At 39.3% G+C, this 23,301-nt stretch carries 17 protein-coding genes and 1 pseudogene; 14 read left to right on the forward strand and 4 right to left on the reverse strand.

The window, feature by feature from the left end; genetic code table 11:
• Positions 1-179: 179 nt before the first annotated feature.
• The 10 genes and pseudogenes from ltrA to rlmD all read left to right on the forward strand — a co-directional run bounded on the left by ltrA (position 180) and on the right by rlmD (position 13,756).
• Positions 180-1,979 (forward strand): group II intron reverse transcriptase/maturase, encoded by a 1,800-nt coding sequence (gene ltrA, locus A6K76_RS12490; RefSeq protein ID WP_066465595.1) that lies wholly within the window; start codon positions 180-182, stop codon positions 1,977-1,979.
• A 100-nt stretch (positions 1,980-2,079) separates the two neighbouring features.
• Positions 2,080-3,597, forward strand: a pseudogene (locus A6K76_RS12495) (3'-5' exonuclease); the annotation flags it as partial.
• 9 nt (positions 3,598-3,606) lie between these two features.
• Positions 3,607-5,604, forward strand: a complete 1,998-nt coding sequence (gene ligA / locus A6K76_RS12500) for an NAD-dependent DNA ligase LigA (protein WP_066465600.1) — start codon at positions 3,607-3,609, stop codon at positions 5,602-5,604.
• Between the two features lie 10 nt (positions 5,605-5,614).
• On the forward strand, positions 5,615-6,745 hold the full coding sequence (locus A6K76_RS12505; RefSeq protein ID WP_066465602.1) for a CamS family sex pheromone protein: 1,131 nt from the start codon (positions 5,615-5,617) through the stop codon (positions 6,743-6,745).
• A 148-nt stretch (positions 6,746-6,893) separates the two neighbouring features.
• Positions 6,894-7,184: an Asp-tRNA(Asn)/Glu-tRNA(Gln) amidotransferase subunit GatC gene (gene gatC / locus A6K76_RS12510; protein WP_066465604.1), complete on the forward strand. Its 291-nt coding sequence runs from the start codon at positions 6,894-6,896 to the stop codon at positions 7,182-7,184.
• Between the two features lie 12 nt (positions 7,185-7,196).
• Positions 7,197-8,660: an Asp-tRNA(Asn)/Glu-tRNA(Gln) amidotransferase subunit GatA gene (gatA, locus tag A6K76_RS12515; RefSeq protein ID WP_066465606.1), complete on the forward strand. Its 1,464-nt coding sequence runs from the start codon at positions 7,197-7,199 to the stop codon at positions 8,658-8,660.
• Positions 8,661-10,109 carry an Asp-tRNA(Asn)/Glu-tRNA(Gln) amidotransferase subunit GatB gene (gene gatB, locus A6K76_RS12520; protein ID WP_066465608.1) on the forward strand — a complete coding sequence of 483 codons (1,449 nt, stop codon included), beginning with the start codon at positions 8,661-8,663 and terminating at the stop codon, positions 10,107-10,109.
• A 651-nt stretch (positions 10,110-10,760) separates the two neighbouring features.
• The gene (locus A6K76_RS12525) at positions 10,761-11,315 is read left to right on the forward strand and encodes a thioredoxin family protein (protein ID WP_066465610.1); all 555 of its coding nucleotides are present in this window, start codon (positions 10,761-10,763) and stop codon (positions 11,313-11,315) included.
• A 45-nt stretch (positions 11,316-11,360) separates the two neighbouring features.
• The gene (locus A6K76_RS12530; protein WP_066465612.1) at positions 11,361-12,293 is read left to right on the forward strand and encodes a diacylglycerol kinase; all 933 of its coding nucleotides are present in this window, start codon (positions 11,361-11,363) and stop codon (positions 12,291-12,293) included.
• Between the two features lie 98 nt (positions 12,294-12,391).
• Entirely contained in the window at positions 12,392-13,756 is a 1,365-nt protein-coding gene (gene rlmD, locus A6K76_RS12535) for a 23S rRNA (uracil(1939)-C(5))-methyltransferase RlmD (protein WP_066465613.1), read from the forward strand.
• 519 nt (positions 13,757-14,275) lie between these two features.
• Here rlmD and A6K76_RS12540 read toward each other — a convergent pair.
• Positions 14,276-15,517: an ISL3 family transposase gene (locus tag A6K76_RS12540; RefSeq protein ID WP_066465615.1), complete on the reverse strand. Its 1,242-nt coding sequence runs from the start codon at positions 15,515-15,517 to the stop codon at positions 14,276-14,278.
• A 204-nt stretch (positions 15,518-15,721) separates the two neighbouring features.
• Here A6K76_RS12540 and A6K76_RS16545 point away from each other — a divergent pair, with 204 nt between their 5' ends.
• Genes A6K76_RS16545 through A6K76_RS12555 form a run of 3 tightly spaced genes read left to right on the forward strand, consistent with a single transcriptional unit; the run spans position 15,722 to position 19,647 of the window.
• Positions 15,722-16,978: a hypothetical protein gene (locus A6K76_RS16545; RefSeq protein WP_083995434.1), complete on the forward strand. Its 1,257-nt coding sequence runs from the start codon at positions 15,722-15,724 to the stop codon at positions 16,976-16,978.
• A 44-nt stretch (positions 16,979-17,022) separates the two neighbouring features.
• Positions 17,023-18,408 (forward strand): hypothetical protein, encoded by a 1,386-nt coding sequence (locus A6K76_RS12550; protein WP_066465617.1) that lies wholly within the window; start codon positions 17,023-17,025, stop codon positions 18,406-18,408.
• Positions 18,409-18,420: 12 nt separating this feature from the next.
• Positions 18,421-19,647: a hypothetical protein gene (locus tag A6K76_RS12555; RefSeq protein WP_066465619.1), complete on the forward strand. Its 1,227-nt coding sequence runs from the start codon at positions 18,421-18,423 to the stop codon at positions 19,645-19,647.
• Positions 19,648-19,812: 165 nt separating this feature from the next.
• On the opposite strand, the gene A6K76_RS12560 is transcribed toward A6K76_RS12555, so the two are convergent.
• From A6K76_RS12560 to A6K76_RS12565, 3 genes are all read right to left on the reverse strand, one after another.
• Complete coding sequence (locus tag A6K76_RS12560) at positions 19,813-20,253, reverse strand: hypothetical protein (protein ID WP_066465621.1); 441 nt, start codon at positions 20,251-20,253, stop codon at positions 19,813-19,815.
• A 140-nt stretch (positions 20,254-20,393) separates the two neighbouring features.
• On the reverse strand, positions 20,394-20,567 hold the full coding sequence (locus A6K76_RS16820; protein ID WP_169818023.1) for a hypothetical protein: 174 nt from the start codon (positions 20,565-20,567) through the stop codon (positions 20,394-20,396).
• Positions 20,557-21,114 (reverse strand): hypothetical protein, encoded by a 558-nt coding sequence (locus A6K76_RS12565; RefSeq protein WP_066465622.1) that lies wholly within the window; start codon positions 21,112-21,114, stop codon positions 20,557-20,559. The genes A6K76_RS16820 and A6K76_RS12565 overlap by 11 nt, the downstream gene beginning before the upstream one ends.
• A 668-nt stretch (positions 21,115-21,782) precedes the next feature.
• Between A6K76_RS12565 and A6K76_RS12570 the strand changes: the two genes are divergently transcribed.
• The gene (locus A6K76_RS12570; RefSeq protein ID WP_066465623.1) at positions 21,783-22,838 is read left to right on the forward strand and encodes a 2,3-butanediol dehydrogenase; all 1,056 of its coding nucleotides are present in this window, start codon (positions 21,783-21,785) and stop codon (positions 22,836-22,838) included.
• The last annotated feature ends 463 nt before the right edge of the window (positions 22,839-23,301 follow it).

Here is a 23,301-nt window from a genome sequence, read left to right on the forward strand (position 1 = left end):
AGGGATAGCCACTAGTCAATTGAATGGATAACTAAAACAATATTTTATCTTATCAGGTTCTCGTATGACTAAAAGAAATGCAATCACCAAACTCTAAATGGGTGGTGAAAGTATTGACTGATACAGCAAACGAAAAAGTTTTAAAACGACAGTCTTTACGAAATAATGAGTATTACAGTATGCAAGAAACCTTCGACAAGCTTTACAAAGATAGTCAAAACAACAAGAAATTCAAAAATCTCTACGAACTCATAGTAGATAGAGAAAATATCTTACTAGCATATAGAAACATCAAGAAAAATAAAGGGTCATTTACGAAAGGTATAAACGAATCAACAATCGTTACAATAGGTGAATTAGAACCCGAAAAACTCGTGAGGTATGTTAGAAGAAGATTGGAAAACTTTATTCCACACAAAATTAGAAGAAAAGAAATACCAAAAGCTAATGGCGGCATTCGACCACTCGGTATTCCGACAATCGAAGACCGCATTATACAACAATGTATCAAACAAGTTCTTGAACCGATATGCGAAGCGAAATTTCACAATCACAGTTATGGTTTCAGACCTAACAGAGGAACACTTCATGCATATTCAAGAGCAGTGACATTAGCAAACATCAACAAACTGCATTATGTAGTTGACATAGACATCAAAGGATTTTTTGATAATGTCAATCACGGCAAACTTCTAAAACAAATGTGGAGTATGGGAATTCAAGATAAGAAAGTAATCTCTATCATAAGTAAACTATTGAAAGCAGAAATTGTGGGATTAGGTAAGCCAGAAAAGGGCACTCCACAAGGTGGTATTTTATCACCATTACTATCTAATATCGTTCTAAATGAATTAGATTGGTGGATAAGCAATCAATGGGAGACATTTGAAACAAAGAAAAACTATGAAACAGAACGAATTATCAGTGGTAAAAGGCGACTTGACAGGTCTTCCAAATACCGCGCCTTAAAAAGAGCCTCAAAATTAAAAGAAATGTTCATCGTTCGCTACGCAGACGACTTTAAAATTTTCTGTCGTGACCATAAAAGTGCATTCAAAATATTTGAAGGCGTAAAGAAATGGTTAAAAGAACGATTACATCTTGAGATTAGTAACGAAAAATCGAAGGTAATTAATTTAAGAAAAAACTTTTCGGAGTTTCTCGGATTTAAAATGAAAGTAATGAGGAACAAAGAAAAGCACACTGTAAAATCATTTATGACGGAAAAGGCAAAAAAGAATGCGAAACAAAAGATTAAAACACACATTAAAAGAATTAAGAAAAATACCACCGCTGTAGAAGTGTCCAAACTTAACGCAACAATATTAGGTCTTCAAAATTTCTATCAGCAAGCAACAATGGTATCGAAGGACTTTAGTGAAATTGCATTCTCAGTCAAACGAACCTTATATAACAGCTTAAAACATGTGTCATCTGAAAACGGGGAGCCTAGCAAATATTACAAAACACATTACAAAGACTACCTAGGCAAAAAGAAAATATTTGTCGCTAAAGTAGCAATATTCCCGATTGATGGTGTAAAACACAAAAACCCGAAGAACTTTACACAAGAAATAAATAATTACACGGTAGAAGGTAGAAGTCTTGTACACAAAACGCAAAAATCAGTGTCAGAAGGAATCGTCAGATACTTAGTCAGAAATCCTGTAATCAATCAAAGTATTGAATACAATGACAATCGTATCTCAAAATATATCGCTCAAAAGGGGATATGTTTCGTTACAGGTGAACCACTTCTTCTAAACAATATGGAATTACATCACAAAAAGCCAAAAGCATTAGGCGGAACAGATGAATATAACAACTTAGTATTCGTTACTAAATCCATACACAAACTGATACACGCAACAACAAAAGAAACAATAACAAAATACCTTCAACTTTTTAAATTAACACAAGAAAGTAAAGACAAAGTAAACAAACTTCGAGTTATAGCTGGAAATGAAATATTAGTTTAAAGATTCACAATTGATGGAACGCCGTATGAGGGGAAACTCTCACGTACGGTGTGAATGGGGGGAAAAGCTGGAGATAACTTCAAAGGCTTACCTATCCATATCCAATAATTCCCAATATCAACTCGTGCAGCTGCTTGCGCAAAAGTTCGAAAACATTTGCGTCGTAGGTGACTCGGATCAATCAATTTATCGTTGGCGAGGGGCGGACATTGGCAATATTTTATCGTTTGAAAAAGACTACCCGAACGCGAAAGTTATTTTACTTGAGCAAAACTATCGCTCGACGAAAACGATTTTAGAAGCGGCGAACGCGGTCATTGAAAATAATAAAAGTCGCTACAAAAAGGCGCTGCGTACACAAAACGCAACAGGTGAGCGCATTCAGCTATTTAAAGCGTCAAATGAGTTTGAAGAAACGCGCCACGTCGTTGAAACGATTAAGCATTTAATGAAAACGGAAGGTCGCAAGCTCGATGATTTTGCGGTGCTATACCGCACGAATGCGCAGTCACGCGGCATGGAAGAAACGCTCGTGAAATCGAACTTACCGTATCAAATCGTCGGCGGCACGAAGTTCTATGACCGAAAAGAAATTAAAGACATTTTGGCGTATTTACGTTTAATTGCGAACAATGATGATGACTTGTCGCTTGCTCGCATTATTAACGAGCCAAAGCGCAGCATCGGCGGCACATCATTTGATAAAATGCTAGACTTCGCGCTGCAATACGACCGTTCGATTTTCGATGCGTTGCAGGAAGTCGATTTTATGGGGCTGACGAAGCGCGCAGCCAATGCGGCATTGGAATTCCGCACGTTAATCGAAAACTTCACGCAGCAGTCAGAGTTTTTATCGGTGACAGAGCTTGTTGAACAAGTGATTGAAAAGACGGGCTACCGCGCGATGTTAGAAGCGGAAAAATCAATTGAAGCACAAAGCCGATTAGAAAACTTACAAGAATTTTTAACGGTAACGAAAGCATTTGAAGAGCGCAGCGAGGATCAATCGCTCGTCGCATTTTTAACGGACTTAGCGCTCATTGCCGACATCGATTCACTCGATGAAGAAGCGAAGGAGCAAGGGACGATTATTTTAATGACGATGCACGCCGCAAAAGGGCTTGAGTTCCCAGTCGTGTTCATTATCGGTTTAGAGGAAAACATCTTCCCGCATGCGCGCTCGCTTGATGATGACGATGAGATGGAAGAGGAACGTCGCCTCATGTATGTCGGCACAACGCGCGCAGAGGAACGTCTTTACCTTTCTTGCGCAGGCTCGCGTACCATTTTCGGTCGCAGCCAGTACAATCGACCATCTCGCTTCTTAAATGAAATTCCACAGGAGCTCATTGAACACGTATCGAAGGCACCGAGCCGAGCAGCGACGTTTGATCGTTACCGTTCGCCACAGCAAACTGCATCGCCGTCGTTTGCCAAGCCTGCTGCGAAGCCGAGTGCAAATTGGCAAGTCGGCAGTAAAGCATCGCATAAAAAATGGGGTGTCGGTACGGTCGTAAGTGTGCGGGGTGAGGGCGATGATTTAGAGCTCGACATCGCATTCCCAGGTGAAGGTATTAAACGACTACTTGCGAAATTTGCGCCGATTGAGAAAGTGTAGGTGACAACGATGGAGAAAATTCAACAACGAGTAAACGAATTAAACGAACTGCTGCACAAGTACGGGCATGCGTATTACGTGCTCGATAAGCCGCTCGTTGCCGATAGCGTATATGATCAACTATTGCATGAGTTAATCGCGTTAGAGGAGCAATATCCACAATTCGTCACACCGGATTCGCCAACGCAGCGTGTCGGTGGGGCGGTGCTTGCAGGGTTTGAAAAAGTGGCGCACTCAACGCGCATGCTCAGTCTTTCAAACGCGTTTAACGAAGATGATTTACGCGACTTTGACCGTAAAATTCGACAAGCGATTGGTGATGCCTTTTCATACGTATGTGAGCTAAAAATTGACGGCTTAGCGATTGCGCTGCGCTATGAAAACGGTATATTCGTGCAAGGGGCAACACGCGGTGACGGCACGGTCGGCGAGGACATTACAGCGAACTTAAAGACGATCAATGCGATTCCGCTTCGCCTAACAAAGCCGGTGACAATTGAAGTGCGCGGCGAGGCGTTTATGCCAAAATCATCGTTTGAGCAGCTAAACGCGCGCCGAGCAGAGCAGGACGAGGAGCTGTTTGCGAATCCACGTAACGCCGCAGCAGGCTCGCTTCGTCAGCTCGACCCGAAAATTGCGGCAAGCCGTAACTTATCGACGTTCATTTATAGCGTCGGTGGAGATGGGGAGCAGTACGGCATTAGCGGCCACGCAAAAATGCTCGATTATTTAAGTGAGCTCGGCTTTAAAACGAATAACGAACGCTTAGCATGTGACACAATTGACGACGTGCTGACGTACATCGAAAAGTGGACAGATGCGCGCCCGAATTTACCGTATGAAATTGACGGCATCGTTGTGAAAGTAAATAGCTTCGCGCAGCAGGATGAGCTCGGGTTTACGGCGAAAAGTCCACGCTGGGCAATTGCGTATAAATTCCCTGCTGAAGAAGTGATGACGACGCTGCTCGATATTGAGCTAACGGTTGGGCGTACAGGCGTGCTCACACCGACTGCCATTTTAGAGCCGGTGCAAGTTGCCGGAACGACCGTGCAGCGTGCATCACTCCATAATGAAGATTTAATTCGTGAAAAAGATATCCGCATTGGCGATACGGTCATTATTCGTAAGGCAGGCGACATCATTCCAGAAGTTGTGTCAGTCGTGCTACAGCAGCGACGAGACGAAACAAAGCCGTACGAAATGCCGTCTCATTGTATAGCGTGTAATAGTGAGCTTGTGCGAGCTGAAGGAGAAGTGGCGCTGCGCTGCGTCAATCCGTTATGTGCAGCACAACTAGCAGAGGGCATTAAGCATTTCGTGTCGCGCAATGCGATGAACATTGACGGGCTCGGTGAAAAAGTTGTCGAGCAGTTGCTGCGAGAGAATTACATTGCCGACGTGGCAGATTTATATACGCTTGAAGTCGAGCCGTTACTTGAGCTTGAGCGTATGGGGCAAAAATCGGCGACGAACTTAGTCGAAGCGATTGCCGCATCAAAAGAAAATTCGCTAGAGCGTTTGCTGTTTGGCTTAGGCATTCGTCACGTCGGCGAGAAGGCGGCCAAAATATTAGCAGCGGAATTTGAAACGCTTGATGCACTGCGTGAGGCAGACGTTGAGCAGCTCATTGCGATCCATGAAATTGGCGATAAAATGGCGCAGTCGCTCGTAGCATACTTTGAAAACGAAGATGTTCAACAATTGTTACAAAAGCTAGCGGCAGCGAATGTCAACATGACGTATACTGGTAAAAAGGTCGATGTTTCAGCAATCGATAGCTTCTTTGCAGGGAAGACGGTCGTACTAACAGGAAAGCTGACGCAATTAACGCGCAACGAGGCAAAGGCAAAGCTAGAGGCGCTCGGAGCAACGGTGTCAGGCAGTGTTAGCAAAAAGACACATTTAGTTGTCGCTGGTGAGGATGCGGGTTCTAAGCTCGCAAAGGCGGAGCAGCTAGGCATTGAAGTGTGGGATGAAGCACGCTTAATTGAACAATTTGCGTAAGGAGAAGGCTATGAAAAAAATCGTACCAATCGCACTTGCTTCTGCATTATTGCTGTCAGCATGTGCGCCAAAGCAACAAGAAGAGGAAGAAGTTATACAAAATAAAGAAACAGTTGAGACGACGATTATACCGAGCAATCAGCTGGATGTGACGTATTACAAAACGCTCGTGCCATATAAGGAAAGTGCTGCACGAGGCGCGGTCGTATCGAACATTTATACGAAGTACGACGTGGCGGAGTCAGAAACGAGCTTAATGCGTTTATCACAAAATGTGTTCGATACAGACAATTATTACTTTCAAGAAGGGCAGTTCATTTCGTATGATGCGGTGTATGAATGGTTAGCGCCGCTTAGCCAAAAGGAAATGGGGTTAAACCCTGCCGTACCAGAAGGAATGGATCCGACGACGCGCGCGAAGGAAGCACCGAAATATTTAGCGCATATCGTGGAGCAAAATTATTTAACGAAAACAGAGGAAGGCAAAGTTGCACTCGGCGGTATTTCGATTGGGCTTGCGCTGAACTCGATTTATTATTATCAAAAAGAGCAGTACGGTGAGTATTACGAGGAACCAATTCCAGATGCGAAGCTGTTAGAAGAAGGGAAGCGTATGGCAAATGAAGTCGTGAAGCGTTTGCGTGACATGGAAGGTGTCGGCGATGTGCCAATTATGGTCGGCTTATTTAAGCAGCTATCTCGTAACTCGATTGTGCCAGGTACGTATATGGCAACAGCTGTAGCAGATAGCGGCAACGAGCAAGTTGGCGAATGGACGACGTTAAACGAGCAGTACGTAACGTTTCCGATGTCAAGTCCAGGCGATTACTTCCGCGAGCTAAATACGAGCTTCCGTAACTTTAAGCAAGATATCGACGAGTACTTCTCAAACTATACGAGTGTCATCGGACGTGCTTTCTACAAAGATAACGAGGCGAAATATTTAACGATTGAAGTGCCGGTGCAGTTTTTCAGCAAGGCAGAAATTATCGGCTTTACGCAATATTTGACAGGTGTGCTTTATAGCGAGTTCCCAAATGATTTAACGATTGAAGTCGATATTCATTCGATTAACGGAGCGGAGGCGCTTATTTTAAAAGAGCCAGATGTAGAGGAGCCACTCGTGCATATTTATAACTAATTGTCGTCGCAAAAGCGTCGAAATTTTTTGACATCGGCACGTCAATTTTACTTTAGTAGAATAGTGCAGTAGCGCATACTGTACTATTCTTTTCATGTAAAAAATGATATGATTATTGGCAGGTTTTAAAATTCGGAGGTGTAAAAACATGGCGAAATTATCAACAGAAGAAGTAAAGCACGTTGCTCATTTAGCACGTCTTGCAATTACAGATGCAGAAGCGGAGAAATTTGCGGAGCAGCTAGGTAAAATTACAGACTTTGCAGAGCAATTAAACGAGTTAGATACAACGAACGTTGAACCAACTTCACACGTATTCCCAATCGTAAACGTAATGCGCGAAGACGTAGCAGGCGAAGGGTTAGCTCGTGAAAAAATGATGCTAAACGTAAAAGAGCAAGAAGCTGGACAAGTAAAAGTACCATCAATTTTAGAATAGGAGGCGCAGACCATGACATTATTTGAACGTTCTTCAACAGAACTACAAGAAGGCTTACATAATGGTGAGTTAACAATTACACAATTAACACAAGAAGCGTTTGACCGCATCGAGAAATTAGATGGCGACGTAGAAGCTTTCTTAGCGTTAAACAAAGAAAAAGCATTAGCAGAAGCGGCTGAAATGGATAAAGTGCCAACTGAAAACCGCGGACCACTTTTCGGTATGCCAATTGGCGTAAAAGACAACATCGTAACAGAAGGCTTAGAAACAACTTGTGCGTCTAAAATTTTAGAAGGCTTCATGCCAATTTACGATGCAACTGTTGTAAAAAAATTACGCGAAGCAGGCATGGTAACGGTCGGTAAGTTAAACATGGACGAATTCGCAATGGGTTCTTCAAACGAAAACTCAGCGTTTAAAGCGACGAAAAACCCTTGGAACTTAAACCACGTACCAGGTGGATCTTCAGGTGCATCTGCAGCAGCAGTAGCAGCAGGCGAAGTGCCATTTTCTTTAGGTTCTGATACAGGTGGTTCAATCCGTCAACCAGCAGCTTACTGTGGCGTTGTAGGGATGAAACCAACTTACGGACGTGTATCACGTTTCGGTTTAGTTGCATTCGCATCTTCATTAGACCAAATCGGGCCGCTTACTCGCAACGTACGCGACAACGCTTTATTACTTGAAGCAATCGCAGGTGTGGACGAGCACGATTCAACTTCAGCTGACGTGCCAGTACCAAACTACGCAGCAGCATTAAACGGCGACATTAAAGGCTTAAAAATCGCATTACCGAAAGAATTCCTAGGTGAAGGCGTTGGCGAAGCGGCGAAGCAATCTGTACTTGATGCAATCGAAGTATTAAAAGGCTTAGGCGCAACAGTTGAAGAAGTATCTCTTCCTCACTCTAAATACGCATTAGCAGCTTACTACATTCTTTCATCTTCAGAAGCTTCTTCAAACCTTTCTCGCTTCGACGGTATTCGCTACGGTTACCGTGCAGAAGGTGCGAAAAACTTAATGGAGCTTTACAAACAAACGCGTGCTGAAGGTTTCGGTGACGAAGTTAAACGCCGCATCATGCTTGGTACGTACTCATTATCAGCAGGTACGTATGACGCTTACTACAAAAAAGCACAACAAGTACGTACGTTAATTAAAGCGGACTACGACAAAGTGTTTGAAAACTACGACGTAATTATCGGACCTACTGCACCAACACCAGCATTCGCGATCGGTGAAAACGTAGATGATCCAATGACAATGTACGCAAACGATATTTTAACAATTCCAATGAACTTAGCAGGTGTACCAGCTATTTCAATCCCATGTGGTTTCGAAAACGGTTTACCATTAGGTTTACAATTAATCGGTAAGCACTTCGACGAGGAAACGTTATACCGCGTTGCTTACGCTTACGAGCAAAACACAGATTTTGCAAAACAAACACCAGCACTATGGGAGGGAAAATAAATGACAAACTTTGAAACGATTATCGGTTTAGAAGTGCACGTTGAATTAAAAACGCAGTCGAAAATTTTCTCTAGCTCACCAAACCATTTCGGTGCTGAGCCGAACTCAAACACATCTGTAATCGACTTAGGTTACCCAGGTGTTTTACCAGTGTTAAACAAGCAAGTTGTTGATTACGCAATTCGCGCTTCTTTAGCATTAAACATGGAAATTGAGCAAGAAACGAAATTCGACCGTAAAAACTATTTCTACCCGGACAATCCGAAAGCTTACCAAATTTCACAATTCGATAAGCCAATCGGTAAAAACGGCTGGATCGAAATCGAAATTCCAGAAAAAGACGGAAAACCTGGTTACAAGAAAAAAATCGGTATTACACGTTTACACATGGAAGAAGATGCGGGTAAATTATCGCACGCAAACGGCTACTCATTAGTTGACTTCAACCGTCAAGGTACGCCATTAGTTGAGATCGTTTCTGAGCCAGACATCCGCACGCCAGACGAAGCGTATGCATACTTAGAAAAGTTAAAATCAATCATCCAATATACAGGCGTTTCTGACGTGCGTATGGAGGAAGGTTCACTTCGCTGTGACGCCAACATTTCATTACGTCCATATGGTCAAGAAAAGTTCGGTACAAAAGCAGAGCTGAAAAACTTAAACTCATTCAACTTCGTGCGTAAAGGTTTAGAGTACGAAGAAATTCGCCAAGCAGAAGTGTTATCTTCAGGCGGCATTATCGAGCAAGAGACATTACGCTTCGATGAAAAAACAGGTAAAACAATTTTAATGCGCGTTAAAGAAGGTACGGACGATTACCGTTACTTCCCAGAGCCAGACTTAGTGCGTCTTTCAATTTCTGACGAGTGGATCGAGCGCATTCGTAAAGAAATTCCTGAGCTTCCAGACCAACGTAAAGAGCGCTACATTTCTGAGCTTGGCTTAACAGCTTACGATGCAAACGTATTAGTTATTAACAAAGACATTTCTGATTTCTTCGATGCAACAGTAAACGCTGGTGCTGACGCGAAATTAGCGTCTAACTGGTTAATGGGTGATATTTCTGCATACTTAAACGCTGAGCAAAAAGAATTAAAAGATACAGCGTTAACGCCAGAAAACTTAGCAGGTATGATCAAGTTAATTTCTGACGGTACAATTTCGTCTAAAATCGCGAAAAAAGTATTCACTGAATTAGTGACTAACGGTGGCGATGCGGCGAAAATCGTGAAAGAAAAAGGCTTAGTTCAAATTTCTGACCCACAAGTAATCCGCGGATTCGTAACGACTGCACTTGATGCAGACCCACAATCTGTAGAAGACTACAAAGGTGGTAAAGAGCGTGCCCTGAAAGCCCTTTTAGGTAAAATTATGAAAGAGTCTAAAGGACAAGCGAACCCACAATTAACGAACCAAATTCTTCTTGAAGAAATTAATAAACGCTAATTGCAAACAACTGTCTAGCTACGTGCTAGGCAGTTTTTTTGCGTGGACGAAATATTGCTCTACGCGTCGAGGCACGCTTATATGTGCGCTAGGTGAGTTGACTCCATTACCAGTGAGTATCATCAGTTGCTCTACGTGTCGAGGCAGGCTTTCCGCGGGCGTGGCTCGAGCCTGTAGTCTCTCGCTCACGCTTTTCCCGCAGGAGTCCGCCTCTCGCTTCGAGCAACAGCTACTGCACTCCACATCGTTGGCGGGCTTGCTAATAATGTGGTGCGTTTTTACAAGTAGGTGATCGCAATAAAGATGGTGCTATGAAAAGGTAGCTAAATAGATTGAACTTTTAAATATGGTATGAGGAAAGTATCGTTCTGACGTGTAGGCGGCGACTTCTGCGGGAACAGCGAAATTTTTTTGCGACGAGTAATCGCAGGAGCACCTAGCCGAAAATCCATTTTTGGCGGCTTGTCCGACAAAAATTAGTTGAGGCAGCGCCCGCGAAAAGCGTCCGCCGAAACAAAAGAACGAATAGTGACAATCAACGGCTACATAACTCCTTTCATAGCAACATAGTTTTTTCGTACGAATAATTGTTTTTTGCCGCCGAAACAGGCATTATAGAATGAGAAACAATCGAAATTGGGGGAATGAATGATGAAGAAAGATATCGAATTTTTCAACGAAGCGTTACCGATGACGGAGTACGTTGCACGCATGACGCAAGACGATTTAAAAGCAGGCAGCGAAAAAATTTATAACGCGTTCACAGTGCCACAAGACGGCTTTGCGGAAAAATTAAGCGGCTTACGTGTGTTAGCGATTACCGAAGATTGGTGCGGCGATGCGATGCTGAACAACCCAATCGTGCAAAAAATTGCAGAAGCAGCACACATCGACATGCGCGCAGCTTACCGCGATGCCGATACAGAGCTAATCGACCGTTATTTAACGAACGGTGGACGTGCGATTCCGATTTATTTATTTTTCAATGAAGCAGGCGACGTTGTAGCAAAATGGGGACCGCGCGCACCACAGCTTCAGCAAATGGTAATGGACGCACGCGCGACGTTACCGGATAAGGAAGACCCGACGTTTGACGAAGCACAAGCAACGATGTATGGAAAATTACGTCAACAATATGTAGAAGACCCAAGCATGTGGGCGTATGTATATGACGATGTGAAACGTACAGTGGAGCAAGCGTTATAAGCGGTCGCATGTATTTTTGGAGAAACGCAGTAATGGAGAAATCATATGACTGAACTAAAACGAGCAAGAATTATTTATAATCCAACGTCAGGTCGTGAACTATTTAAAAAGCATTTACCTGAAGTGTTAGAGAAACTAGAAGTAGCAGGCTATGAAACGTCTTGTCACGCCACAACAGGTGAAGGTGATGCGACGAAAGCAGCAGCGATCGCGGTCGAGCGAGGCTATGATATCGTTATCGCAGTCGGTGGTGACGGTACGCTAAATGAAGTCGTGGCAGGCATGAGTCCATACGAAGGAAAGCTACCGAAGCTCGGTGTTATTCCAATGGGGACGACGAACGATTTCGCGCGAGCTGTACAAATTCCACGCAAAATTGAAGATGCACTCGACATCATCATTAAAGGTGAAACGATTCCAGTCGACGTCGGTGTTGTCGATGGCAATCGCTACTTCATTAACATCGCAGCAGGTGGACGCATTACCGAGCTGACGTATGAAGTACCAAGCAAAATGAAAACGATGCTCGGTCAGCTTGCGTACTACTTAAAGGCGGTCGAAATGGCACCGTCAATTAAGGCGACGCATATGCGCATCGAGTACGACGACAACGTATTTGAAGGCGAGGCGCTCATGTTTTTATGCGCACTGACAAACTCAGTCGGCGGCTTTGAAAAACTAGCACCAGACGCAAGCATTAACGACGGTCATTTCACACTGCTCATTTTAAAGAAGTGCAGCTTAGCTGAAATGCTGAAAATCGTTTCAGATGCCGTTCGTGGGGAGCATTTAGAAAACCCGAACCTCATTTACGTCAAAGCAAAGCGCGTGAAAGTCGAATCAGATGAGACGGTACACATTAATTTAGACGGGGAGTATGGCGGTGACGCACCAGTCGTGTTTGATAACTTATACCGTCACCTCGATGTGTTCGTCTCACTAAAAGACATTCGTGACGAGGATCGTATTGATATGTAAACAAAAGAGGGTTGTGCGGACGAAGCACAATCCTCTTTTACGTTTCAAGTTCCTCCGAAAACATGTTACAATAAAAAAATTGAAATGGAGGATATATGATGTCTACACCAGTACAAAAAAACGACCGTTTAACGGTAACGATAGAAGATTTAACACATGACGGAAACGGTGTCGCTAAAGTCGACGGCTACCCGTTATTCATTCAAGGTGCACTCCCTGACGAAACGGCAGAAGTGCACGTTTTAAAAACATTAAAAAACTACGGCTTCGCAAAAATTGTGCGCATTACGTCGCCATCACCAGAACGCGTCGACGCACCGTGTGAATATTTCGCACAATGCGGCGGCTGTCAATTGCAGCACATGACGTATGAAGGGCAATTAAAATGGAAGCAAAAAATGGTCGAAAACGTGATGCGCCGTATCGGTAAAATCGACGCACCTGTTCACGCAACGAAAGGCATGGCAGAACCGTGGCGCTACCGCAACAAAGCGCAAATCCCATTCGCCGAGCAAGACGGACGCATTATGGCAGGCTTCTACAAAACGAAGTCACATGACATCGTCGACATGGATCGCTGCTTAATCCAAAACACGGAATCCGACGCCATTTTACGCGACTTAAAGCTAGAGCTTCAAACGCTTGGCATTCGCCCGTACAACGAAGAAAAACATAAAGGCATTTTGCGCCACGTTGTCATTCGTAAAGGCGACGCAACGAACGAAGTGATGGTCGTACTCGTAACACGTACAGCTGCATTACCTGAAAAAGAAGCGGTTATCGCAGCGATTCGCGACATCGTACCAAACGTCGTATCGATTGTACAAAACATTAACAACAAAAAAACGAACGTCATTTTCGGTGAAGAAACAGTCGTACTTTTCGGCAAAGAAACAATTGTCGATACGATCGGCGACGTGCAGTTCGAAATTTCAGCGCGCTCGTTCTACCAAGTAAACGCAACGCAAACGGAAGTGCTATACAAGCAAGCGCTTGACTACGCACAACTTCAAGGCGGCGAGCGTGTCATTGACGCTTATTGCGGCATCGGTACCATTTCACTATTCCTTGCCCAAACAGCTGCGCACGTAGCAGGCGTAGAAATCGTGCCACAAGCAATCGAGGACGCCAAACGCAACGCCGAGCTAAACGGCTTTACGAACACGTACTTCGAAGCAGGCGCAGCTGAGGAAGTCATCCCACGCTGGTACAAAGAAGGTAAAGGGGCAGACGTACTTGTCGTCGATCCACCACGTAAAGGCTGTGACGACGCCCTATTACAAACAATCCTGACACAAAAGCCAAAGCGTGTCGTGTACGTATCGTGCAACCCAGCAACCCTTGCCCGCGACTTACGCACACTCGAGGACGGCGGCTACAAAACGCAGGAAGTACAGCCAGTTGATATGTTCCCACATACCGCGCATTGTGAAGCAGTGGCGTGGCTTGAACTAGCTGATTAAATTTAATTTAAGACCGATTTTCACGCCGATTCTTAGGTATAGGTAATTGAATATTTGTTGAAACATAAAAAAGCAGACGGTTTAGAAGTGCGATAATGCACTTCTAAACCGTTTGCTTTTACTTTTATTACTTTGATGAAGCGAGCCATAATTTCTGATGTCAGTTCAGTTAATAATTCTTTTGAATCTAAGTGTGATTGTATATGAGCTTCTTCGAATAAACTATTTATAACCTCACATCGTGCAATTAAATTAAAAGAGCTAATTCAGTTTTCAATTTCAAAAAGTTTATCTCACTAATAAAAAGAACCTATTTGAAACAAAGGAATCTAAGCATCTGAAAAAGAATATATTCATTGAGGACTTAATAGAACGAGGAGGAGTCAAAGGATTTTTAAAACTATTGATAAACCTTATTGGGTATGATGAACCAGTTTTCGTTGATGATTTAGTTAAATTAATGAACAGTCAATATTTTAAGATAGAAATAATGGGCTCTTTACCAAAACATGTTCTTGACTAAGAGCCGTATTGAATCCATTCTTCATTGCACTCCAGTAAAATATGCTGCTTATAGCACGCTGGATTGCGCGTGAAATAGTGGCGACGCTGAAGTGCTTTGATTTTATTGTTTTTGCCTTCAACAGCCGCATTCGTAAAGCGCAATTGATGATAATTACAGATTTCTTCCTGCCAATTATGCATCGTTTTTAAACACGTCTCGATAATCGGATGACCAATAGCCTCGCCTTGTGTTAGCCATTTTTTGTAGCTTCTTTGCGCGATGGTATAGGTTGGACTACAGTCATACCAGACAATGAAGGCTTCCTTCCATTCATACACTTGGCGAAGTAATGACGCATAACCTAACAGTCGGTTTAAAATCACGTGTTCGTCGTTTGTCAGCTGATCATGGCGCTTCCCAAGAATACGGAAGTGCTGCTTTAAATCAGCTTTCGCAAAGGGAGAAAGGCTTTTCTGAACGTGTTTTCGCATCATTTGTAGGGCGTCCGTTACGTAACGATTGACGTGAAAACGATCGGCAATACGAAGGGCATCTGGGTACATTTCCTTCACAAACGTATGATAGCCCTGTGCTAAGTCCATGACGACAGCGACTGGGTTCAGTGTTTGCCAAATCGGCTGTTCTTGATAATAAGTCTGTAATTCCGCAATGGTACGACCGGGAATGACGTCTAAAAAGGTGCCGCCACGTAAATCGTGTAAGCCGGTGTTATAGCGATGCCCTTTACGAATCGCAAAGTCATCGATGCCCAGTACAAGTCCTGTGCTCGCTTTCGCCTGTTGTGCGCACTGATTTTGAACGAGAACCGATTCCGTTGCCATCCACTGACGCACAACACGATGAACAGTTGTTGGTGGTGTTTCCGAAAGGCGTGCTGCATGCGTGATGGTCGCGCCAATCGCTTGTTTCGGTAATGTCGCCTCAAACGCCTTTGTATAGCGCTTTTTAGGTGCCACACAGTCGTATAGCCACACAAAATGAGCACGGCAATCTTTACAGGTTAAACGGATGGCGGGCAGCAGCAAATACACACGCTGACCAAACGCATCGAGATGACGCACCTTTCGCACATAAGCCGTGCCACGACGAATCGTTTGCGTCGATGCACAAACCGGACAAGGCTGTGTCACATCAACTGGTGCCACTTTAATGAGCACTTGATCTTGTTCTTTTTGAATCGTACGTACATTTAACTCTGGTAAATCGAGTAAATCCTTGATAGAATGGGAATGCATCTGTATACCTCGTTCTGTTGTTTGGTCGTACTCTCAACATTAACGGGTACAGATGTTTTTTTGTATGCTTTTTTAAATCAAGAACAGATTTTGGCGTTGAGCCAAATAATGAATCAATTAAGTTTTTTCTCTAAAAGTAATAATATAGGTAATTGTAGTAATATATACTAAAAAATTAAATGTGTAAAGAGAGGATATTTAAAAATGGATGATAATAAAGATTTATCTTATTTGATTGATAGAATAGTATCCTCCGATTTATTTCGAGAGGCAAATTATTATTTTAGGAGTATGAAGAAGCAGCCACATGGTGGGGTAGCACGTATACTCCATCCAAACGTATATTTGAAATATTATACAGCAGATACATTTCGTTTATTTACTCATGAACCATATAATATTCCATATTTTTTAACAGCACTAGTTGAGGAAGCTTATTATAAATATCTAACGAGTGAAGTAGATATTGAAGAATTATGTTGGTTATGTTTTGATGACGATAATTTTTGGTATGTTGGTTTCCGATTATTGATACCTAAACAAGAGTTTGAAGAGAGGAATAAAAATGTACCGCTAATCTGTTCTGTTATATCATCGAAGTCAAGATTTCAAGATTATTTTGAATTAGATAATAAGCTCTTAATATATGCATTAGTATGTTATTTAATAAAAAGTAGAATGATTGAAATAAAAGGTATTGAAGAAATTCGAAGATATGAAGTGTTACGGACTCCACATAACAAATACGGATTAAGTTTAGTAAATGATGCGAAATTTTTGAGGCAAGGATTTGTTCTTGAAAATCGATACTATCTTTACAATATATTTTTTGATACTACTATCGGAGCAGCTAATGATGACGTTCCATATACTATTAAGATAATAAATAAGGAGATTTCTAAAGCTAATTTATATTTCAGGTGTGATGAAAAAGTTGCTGTACCAGCAGATAAAATGATAAGCACTGCAACTATAGATTTCCAAAAATATCGTGGTATAACAGTTGATTTTGGTGATTTAGAAAAACTAATCAACAAGAAAGAAATTATAGTACATTATGATCCTAAATTTTTGGATAAAGTAGTTATGATAATTAAACCAGATAGAGATCCAGATGGTAGGAATTTTTATCATATTGAGGTTGAGGAATTATGGAACCCTGAAAAGGTTAAAGATAATTTTGTGCTTACAAATTATGTGCATGCAAAGTATTATCCGGATAAAAGGATATTTAATCATATCGATTTTTCGGTAAATCAATATTCAGCAGGTATTTTTGAAGAAAAATATAAAGACGCTGTGACAGATACAGATATACCTATTGATAAATATGGTGATGAGCATTATAAAATATGGTGTGTTGAAAGTGAAACCATTGAAATAAGCACTTGGAGTAAACTTGTCTGTGCAACTCTTGATGAGCCTTTTAGGGAATTGTTCATTGAAATGTTCAAGTTTTAAAGGATAGTCGATTTTTTAATAATTACCGCATAGGAGGTAAAAAGTTGATAGTTAATAAAGTATCTTATGGTGGGGAAAACTTAGTTACAGTTTATCATAGAGGAATTGAAGATGAAGTAGAGTCTTATGAAAGAAAAATAATTAAGCAAAAAATAAATCAATATAATTTATGTTTTGAACAATATAAAGTGAATGTAGATGATTTAAATAATATAACTTCCACATTATCAGTACAAGAGGGATTTTTAACACCTAAGGATAATTTAAATATTTATTCAAGCAGAGTGTGTGCAAGAGTTACAAGGTATGTTTCAGCTGTTAAGCCTAGAAAGATTATAAAAACTTTAGAAGATAAATTCGAATTCAATTTGTCTATAGAAACAATAATTAATATCAATGAGTTTATAAAAAAATATACTGGATTAGATTTAAATAAAAATCCTATTTTTTATGGTGATACATTTATATTTGAACCGATTGAGATTGATCTATGTAAGAATGAAAGTAAAGGCCTAACTATAAGAAACATAGAAGCACATTCTGAAATCGTTATAAGATTTAGAAATAACGGCATGATAGTTTATGCTTATAAACGATTGTTTGAAGATGAAGTTTTAGAAGTAGAAATAAATCCAGAGATAGATTGGACATTCTTTGATATTGAGTTTTATAAGGACAATGAATTGATTTTCTGTGATTCAGATTTATTTTTTTTTGGATCAATGCGTTTAAGTATGGGCATTTCTAACAGACCTAAAAGTGTAAAATTGAATAGTTTATCTTCGTATTTAGATATACCAACTGAACCTACCAGGGTTGAGTCAGTTATTGGTGAAGAAATTAATCAAATTGAAGATTTATATGCAAAGTCCAACTTTGAAATGTCTAGAAAGATTAGGAATGAACAAGAAGTAAACAACATTACGTTTATAAAACCTGGTGAGACAAATAGAGCTTTGAAAGAAATAACTGAATTTTTAAATAAAAATTTTGAAGAAGTATGGATTTTTGATCCATACTTTACAGATAGAACTCGTTTTAATAAAACCTTTGATTGGTTAAAAATCTTTAGTGAACTACCTTTAAAGAAAATTAATTTTCTTTTTTACTGTAAGAATGAGGACAACGCATACAGTTATAATGCATTAGAGACAGAAGTAGTAGAAAATGCATTATTAGATAACATAATAGAAAATAAAACGTTGAACTGGACATTTATAGAAACGAAGTCAGCTATACATGATAGATTTATTTTAACTAAAGCTAGCGATGGTCAATTTTCAGGGATAACTGTAGGTACATCTCTAAATTCAGTTGATACCAATCATTTTTGTATTAACCATTTGAATCATAACTCCACAAAAACGATTTTAAATGAATTAAGTGATTTTTTAGATGATGAAAACGTGAAGGGATTTTTTAAAATTTGAGAGGGATAGTTTATGGATAGAGAATTACTACAAAAGTTAAATGACCAACTAAAAAATAATTGGAAAGAAAGAGACATTAATATAAAAAAAACACTCAATGGTTTATTGAGAAGAAGATCTAATAGAAAAGTTATATTAAATTTATCTGAAGCTATAAAAACTGGTGTTTTTGCAGATAAAAATAAAGCAGTTCTAATAACTACGTTAGCATTAATTAGAAGAGACTTGGATTGCAAACATGAATTACAAAACTTATTAAGTGACTATAATTTAATTAATTTACTTTATGGAGGATTAATAAAACTATTAGATGGTAAATCGGAAACCTTTAAAATTGAAATTCAATGGAATTATGATTCTTATGAAAATAAATATGAATTTATTGAAAGATTTCCAGTACCCGAACATTGGAATTTTATAGATTTAATTATTACATCCTCAATATTAATAGAAACAGATTCGAAAAAATTCGAAAATCTATTGATCAAAGATTCTACTAATCTCTTGTTATTAAACTTTTTACATGGAGAAGAAGGTTGGATTATTAGTGAAGGATTTATAAAGAGACTTTTAAAGAATGAAACTTGTGGATTAAGAAGAAATGTAGGGTTTCATATACTCATAGAACCGATTGAAAGAATTGTAGCGACTGGTGTAAATTCAAGAAAATCAAAGACTGATTTTAATAATAAAGTAAATAATTTTAATGTAATATTTGATGATATACCATTAAACTTCAAAGCTGAAATGTTAATAAATTATTTTCTTACAAACAAAAGAGCAGACAGTATACTTACATTTTTAGCTAAAGAAATTATGAAATCTGAATTAGTAGATGACTTGGTTACTGAGATTAAATCGAATAAGATAAGACAGTTAGATGATCTTTATATTGTTTTGTTTATTACTAAATCAGTTAGAACAAGGAGACATGGCGATAAGTCTAGTAAAAATAAACTTTATAATTCAATTTTAAAAAAGTTGCAAGAATTCATTGAAGATAATGAAGGTATATATACATGGGATGATTATTCTAAATCTTTATTTAGAGAGATTTATATCATACTGCCTAATAAATATAAAAACCAACTAGAGAACAGTATAATGAAAATTAAAGGCACTTTGATGGTGTCTAAGTTAGATAGATTAGTAAGGTTTGAGTTATACATATCGGACCAAAAGAGAAACGAAATTCTTGATGGAATGCTAGATGTTATAAAAATAGAAAGGTCTATATGATTTTTATATTGAAATCAAGATAGAAAAAATGAGTAGAAAAAAGCGTATATCTGATTCTCAAATTTAAATTAAGGTGTTTTCTACTACATCTATTTTATTTATTTATCCACCCTCAGCACTCAAGGCATTGTGAAGCAGTGGCGTGGTTGGAGTTAGCTGATTAATTTATATCTTATTCCATTTGTTATGATATGGATCTAATAACTCACCAGATAATGAAAGACCATCTTGTTTTAAGTTATATGTGTATTCTCGTGATCGACCGGAATGATTTTTAATGGTAAGAATTTCTGCTTGAGAAAAAATATAATAGCTTATATTGGAAATGGTATTAAGGGTGCAGTCACTTATTACTAATATAAGGAAATCGAACGCATTTTTATTTACTTGTAATTTAGAAAGTTTAAAACTATCTTTGCTACTATCAGCTGTATATTGAATATGCTTTATTTCAATTTTTAAATTTTTATTTAATATTTTTAAATCATATCCTGGTTGATTGACTTTAGGAAATTTAAGTATGTGTCCCTTTAATGATAATTCCAAGAAAACTAAATATTCCGCAAATTCACCACTTTTTTTGGGAGATGGGATAATTTTGGGCATATATAAACTCCTTTAAAAGAATATTTATTGGTAAAAAAGCAGATTATTTAGAAACAATAAAATGTATTACTAAATAATCTGCTTTTAAATATTAGTTATGTACAACTTGTATTAAGCAAACTGATGTTTCAACACATGAATTATTTCTTTTCTAAGTTATTATTATTTTTTGAATTAGTAGATAAGCCTAGGAAATCGGTTGTATGTTCAGTTCCTTCTGTTACACTTCCGATAGGTAAATCAGATGTACTTGTATTATTAGGATGATCAACTGGAGAGTTAGAGCCGATATATAATTCGTCATCATTTTGCATAAATTAGAACCTCCTTTATGATATTAAAAAGAATTGAAGTGCTTAAATAATAGAATACAGAAAAAGATATCCAAAATACACCTTTATTAAAGTTTTTTGCTTTTTCTTCAATGACTAAATAGTTACGTTCATATAAAGCTTGATAGCTTTTAAATAATTTCTGTTGGCTAACTTCAATTGGATTTTCTAAATCTGTATCTTTAAATTTATTGGGCATTATAGAAAAATATTGTTCGGTTTTTAACACCAATATAAATTTGTGAAAAGCTAGTAAAACAAATATGAGTGGAGAAGCATTTAAAACTTGTAATATTATTAAAAATGTTTTTTCTAAAATTGAGACTCCTTGAAGCCAAAGATCATAATTTAGAGTAGTAATCATTATACTTATCAATACTCCTATTATTGCTATAAATATGCCAGCTCGGGTTTCGAGTTCTTTTTTTCGCTCTCGCTCATATTCGTAAACAGCCTTAGCTTCATCATAGTAAATTTCAACAGATGTATAAGTACTTTCTTCTGTAGTGTTTTCCGAATGGGCAGCCATAAAATCACCTCTTGAATATTTTACTATACTTATGGTTATTTCTCTAAAAATAATGGATTTTGATCAAAATATGTTCTAGATGTTTCTTTCCTTTGGGTGAACGTGAGAAAGTTAGTCTTTGTTGGTAAACTTATGGCTCGTGCTGTTTTTGTAGCAGCCGACGCTTACATTTCAGAAACGCATTCAGATATAGAAAGCATGGATTTTAGAATAAAGCCAAAATAATATATACTTTAAAAGATAGAAGAGTGCTTATCAACGTAAATATACGGCTTTGAATCGTTAGTGCACGATAAAGATTAACTTAAAATTTTAGTTGCTATAGCTAATTAAGTGTTGTGGTGAAACGGCAAAATCCAAAACACGTTATTATTAATAAATTCCTAAAAGAAAACAACTTAGATTAATAATTTAAATTCGTAAACGTCAGCCATTTTCTCTTAAAGATGAAAGAGGCTTTACGTTATTAAACCTATATCACTCCCAAATCCTAGCATCTGCATGCGAATCTATTCTCGCATACAGCTGCTTTTTCCTGCTAAAAAGATACTGTTTTTTCTTTTTATTTATCAAAAATTAACATTATATTCATAAAGTTGGTTGGTGGATTTATGTATAATTAAGGAAGTACTGCATAGGCGGTAACTACTTTTAACGGAGTGATGTTGATGAAAGCTGCACGTTGGTATAAAGCAAAGGATATTCGCGTTGAAAATATTGAAGAGCCACAAGTAACGGCTGGTCGTGTGAAAATCGAAGTCGCATGGACAGGGATTTGCGGTAGTGACCTTCATGAATATGTAGCAGGACCAATTTTTGTTCCAGTGGACGCGCCTCACCCAGTAAGTAAAGAAGTTGCACCGGTTGTGATGGGGCATGAGTTTTCGGGAACGGTTGTTGAAGTAGGCGAAGGTGTAACGAGCGTCAATGTTGGTGATTTAGTTGTCGTTGAACCGATTTTAGCTTGTGGCGAATGTGCTGCATGTTTAAAAGGGAAATATAATATTTGTAAGCATTTAGGCTTCCACGGGTTATCAGGTGGCGGCGGTGGTTTCTCTGAATTTACTGTAGTCGATGAGCGTTGGGTACATAAAATGCCAGAAGGATTATCGCTAGAGCAAGGTGCTTTAGTAGAGCCTGCTGCAGTAGCACTACATTCTGTTCGTATGAGTAAGCTAAAAGCGGGCGATAAAGCGGTTGTGTTTGGCGTTGGTCCGATTGGTTTACTTGTGATCGAAGCATTAAAAGTAGCAGGTGCGGCAGAAATTTACGCGGTCGAATTATCGAAGTCGCGCGGCGAAAAGGCGTTAGAGCTTGGCGCAACGGCGGTTATTAATCCGGCTGAAGAAGCGGACGTTGCAGCGAAAATTCATGAGTTAACAAACGGCGGTGCAGATGTGGCGTTTGAAGTAACAGGCGTACCGGTTGTTCTAAAGCAAGCGATTGATTCCACTTCATTTGAAGGCGAAACGATTATCGTATCGATTTGGGAAACGGAAGCGTCGATTCAGCCGAACAATATCGTACTATCAGAGCGCAGCGTCAAAGGTATTATTGCATACCGTGATATTTTCCCAGCGGTCATGAACTTAATGACAAAAGGGTACTTCCCAGCCGAGCAGCTAGTGACAAAACGCATTACGTTAGACGACGTCGTGACAGAAGGCTTCGAAACGTTAGTGAACGATAAAGAGCAAATTAAAATTTTAGTCGCTTCAAAATAGATAACAAAACGACTTTTTCACACTATGTGGAGAAGTCGTTTTTCTATACGAGAATATTATTTCGCTATTTTATTAACGAAAAATCTCTAAAAATCATTTTTCTTGTAGATTTAAGTTATTTTTTAGTATAGAATTAATTGTAGGGAAATTATTCCTTTAGATATATGTATATGTCGTTTTATCCCTTATAAATGGCGGGTTACGATAGCTTTAGTAATTATCAGAATAATAGAAAAAAGGAGGTAATGAAGTTTTAACTGTATAAGGAAGATGTTCTTCTAGCGGTAAAAGGATTACATTTATTTTGCGGCATTGTATGAAAGAGAAGCGGACACAGGGGTGTTGATCCGCGTACAACGAAGAGGAACACAGAGGGGAAATTAAAAAACAGAGCGTGAACGAGCGCGGTTAATAGGGAGAGATGTGAAAGTGGCGTTAAAGAAAAGGGAGCATGGGAAAGAAC

This window comes from Caryophanon latum, from assembly GCF_001700325.1.
Classification (GTDB): domain Bacteria; phylum Bacillota; class Bacilli; order Bacillales_A; family Planococcaceae; genus Caryophanon; species Caryophanon latum.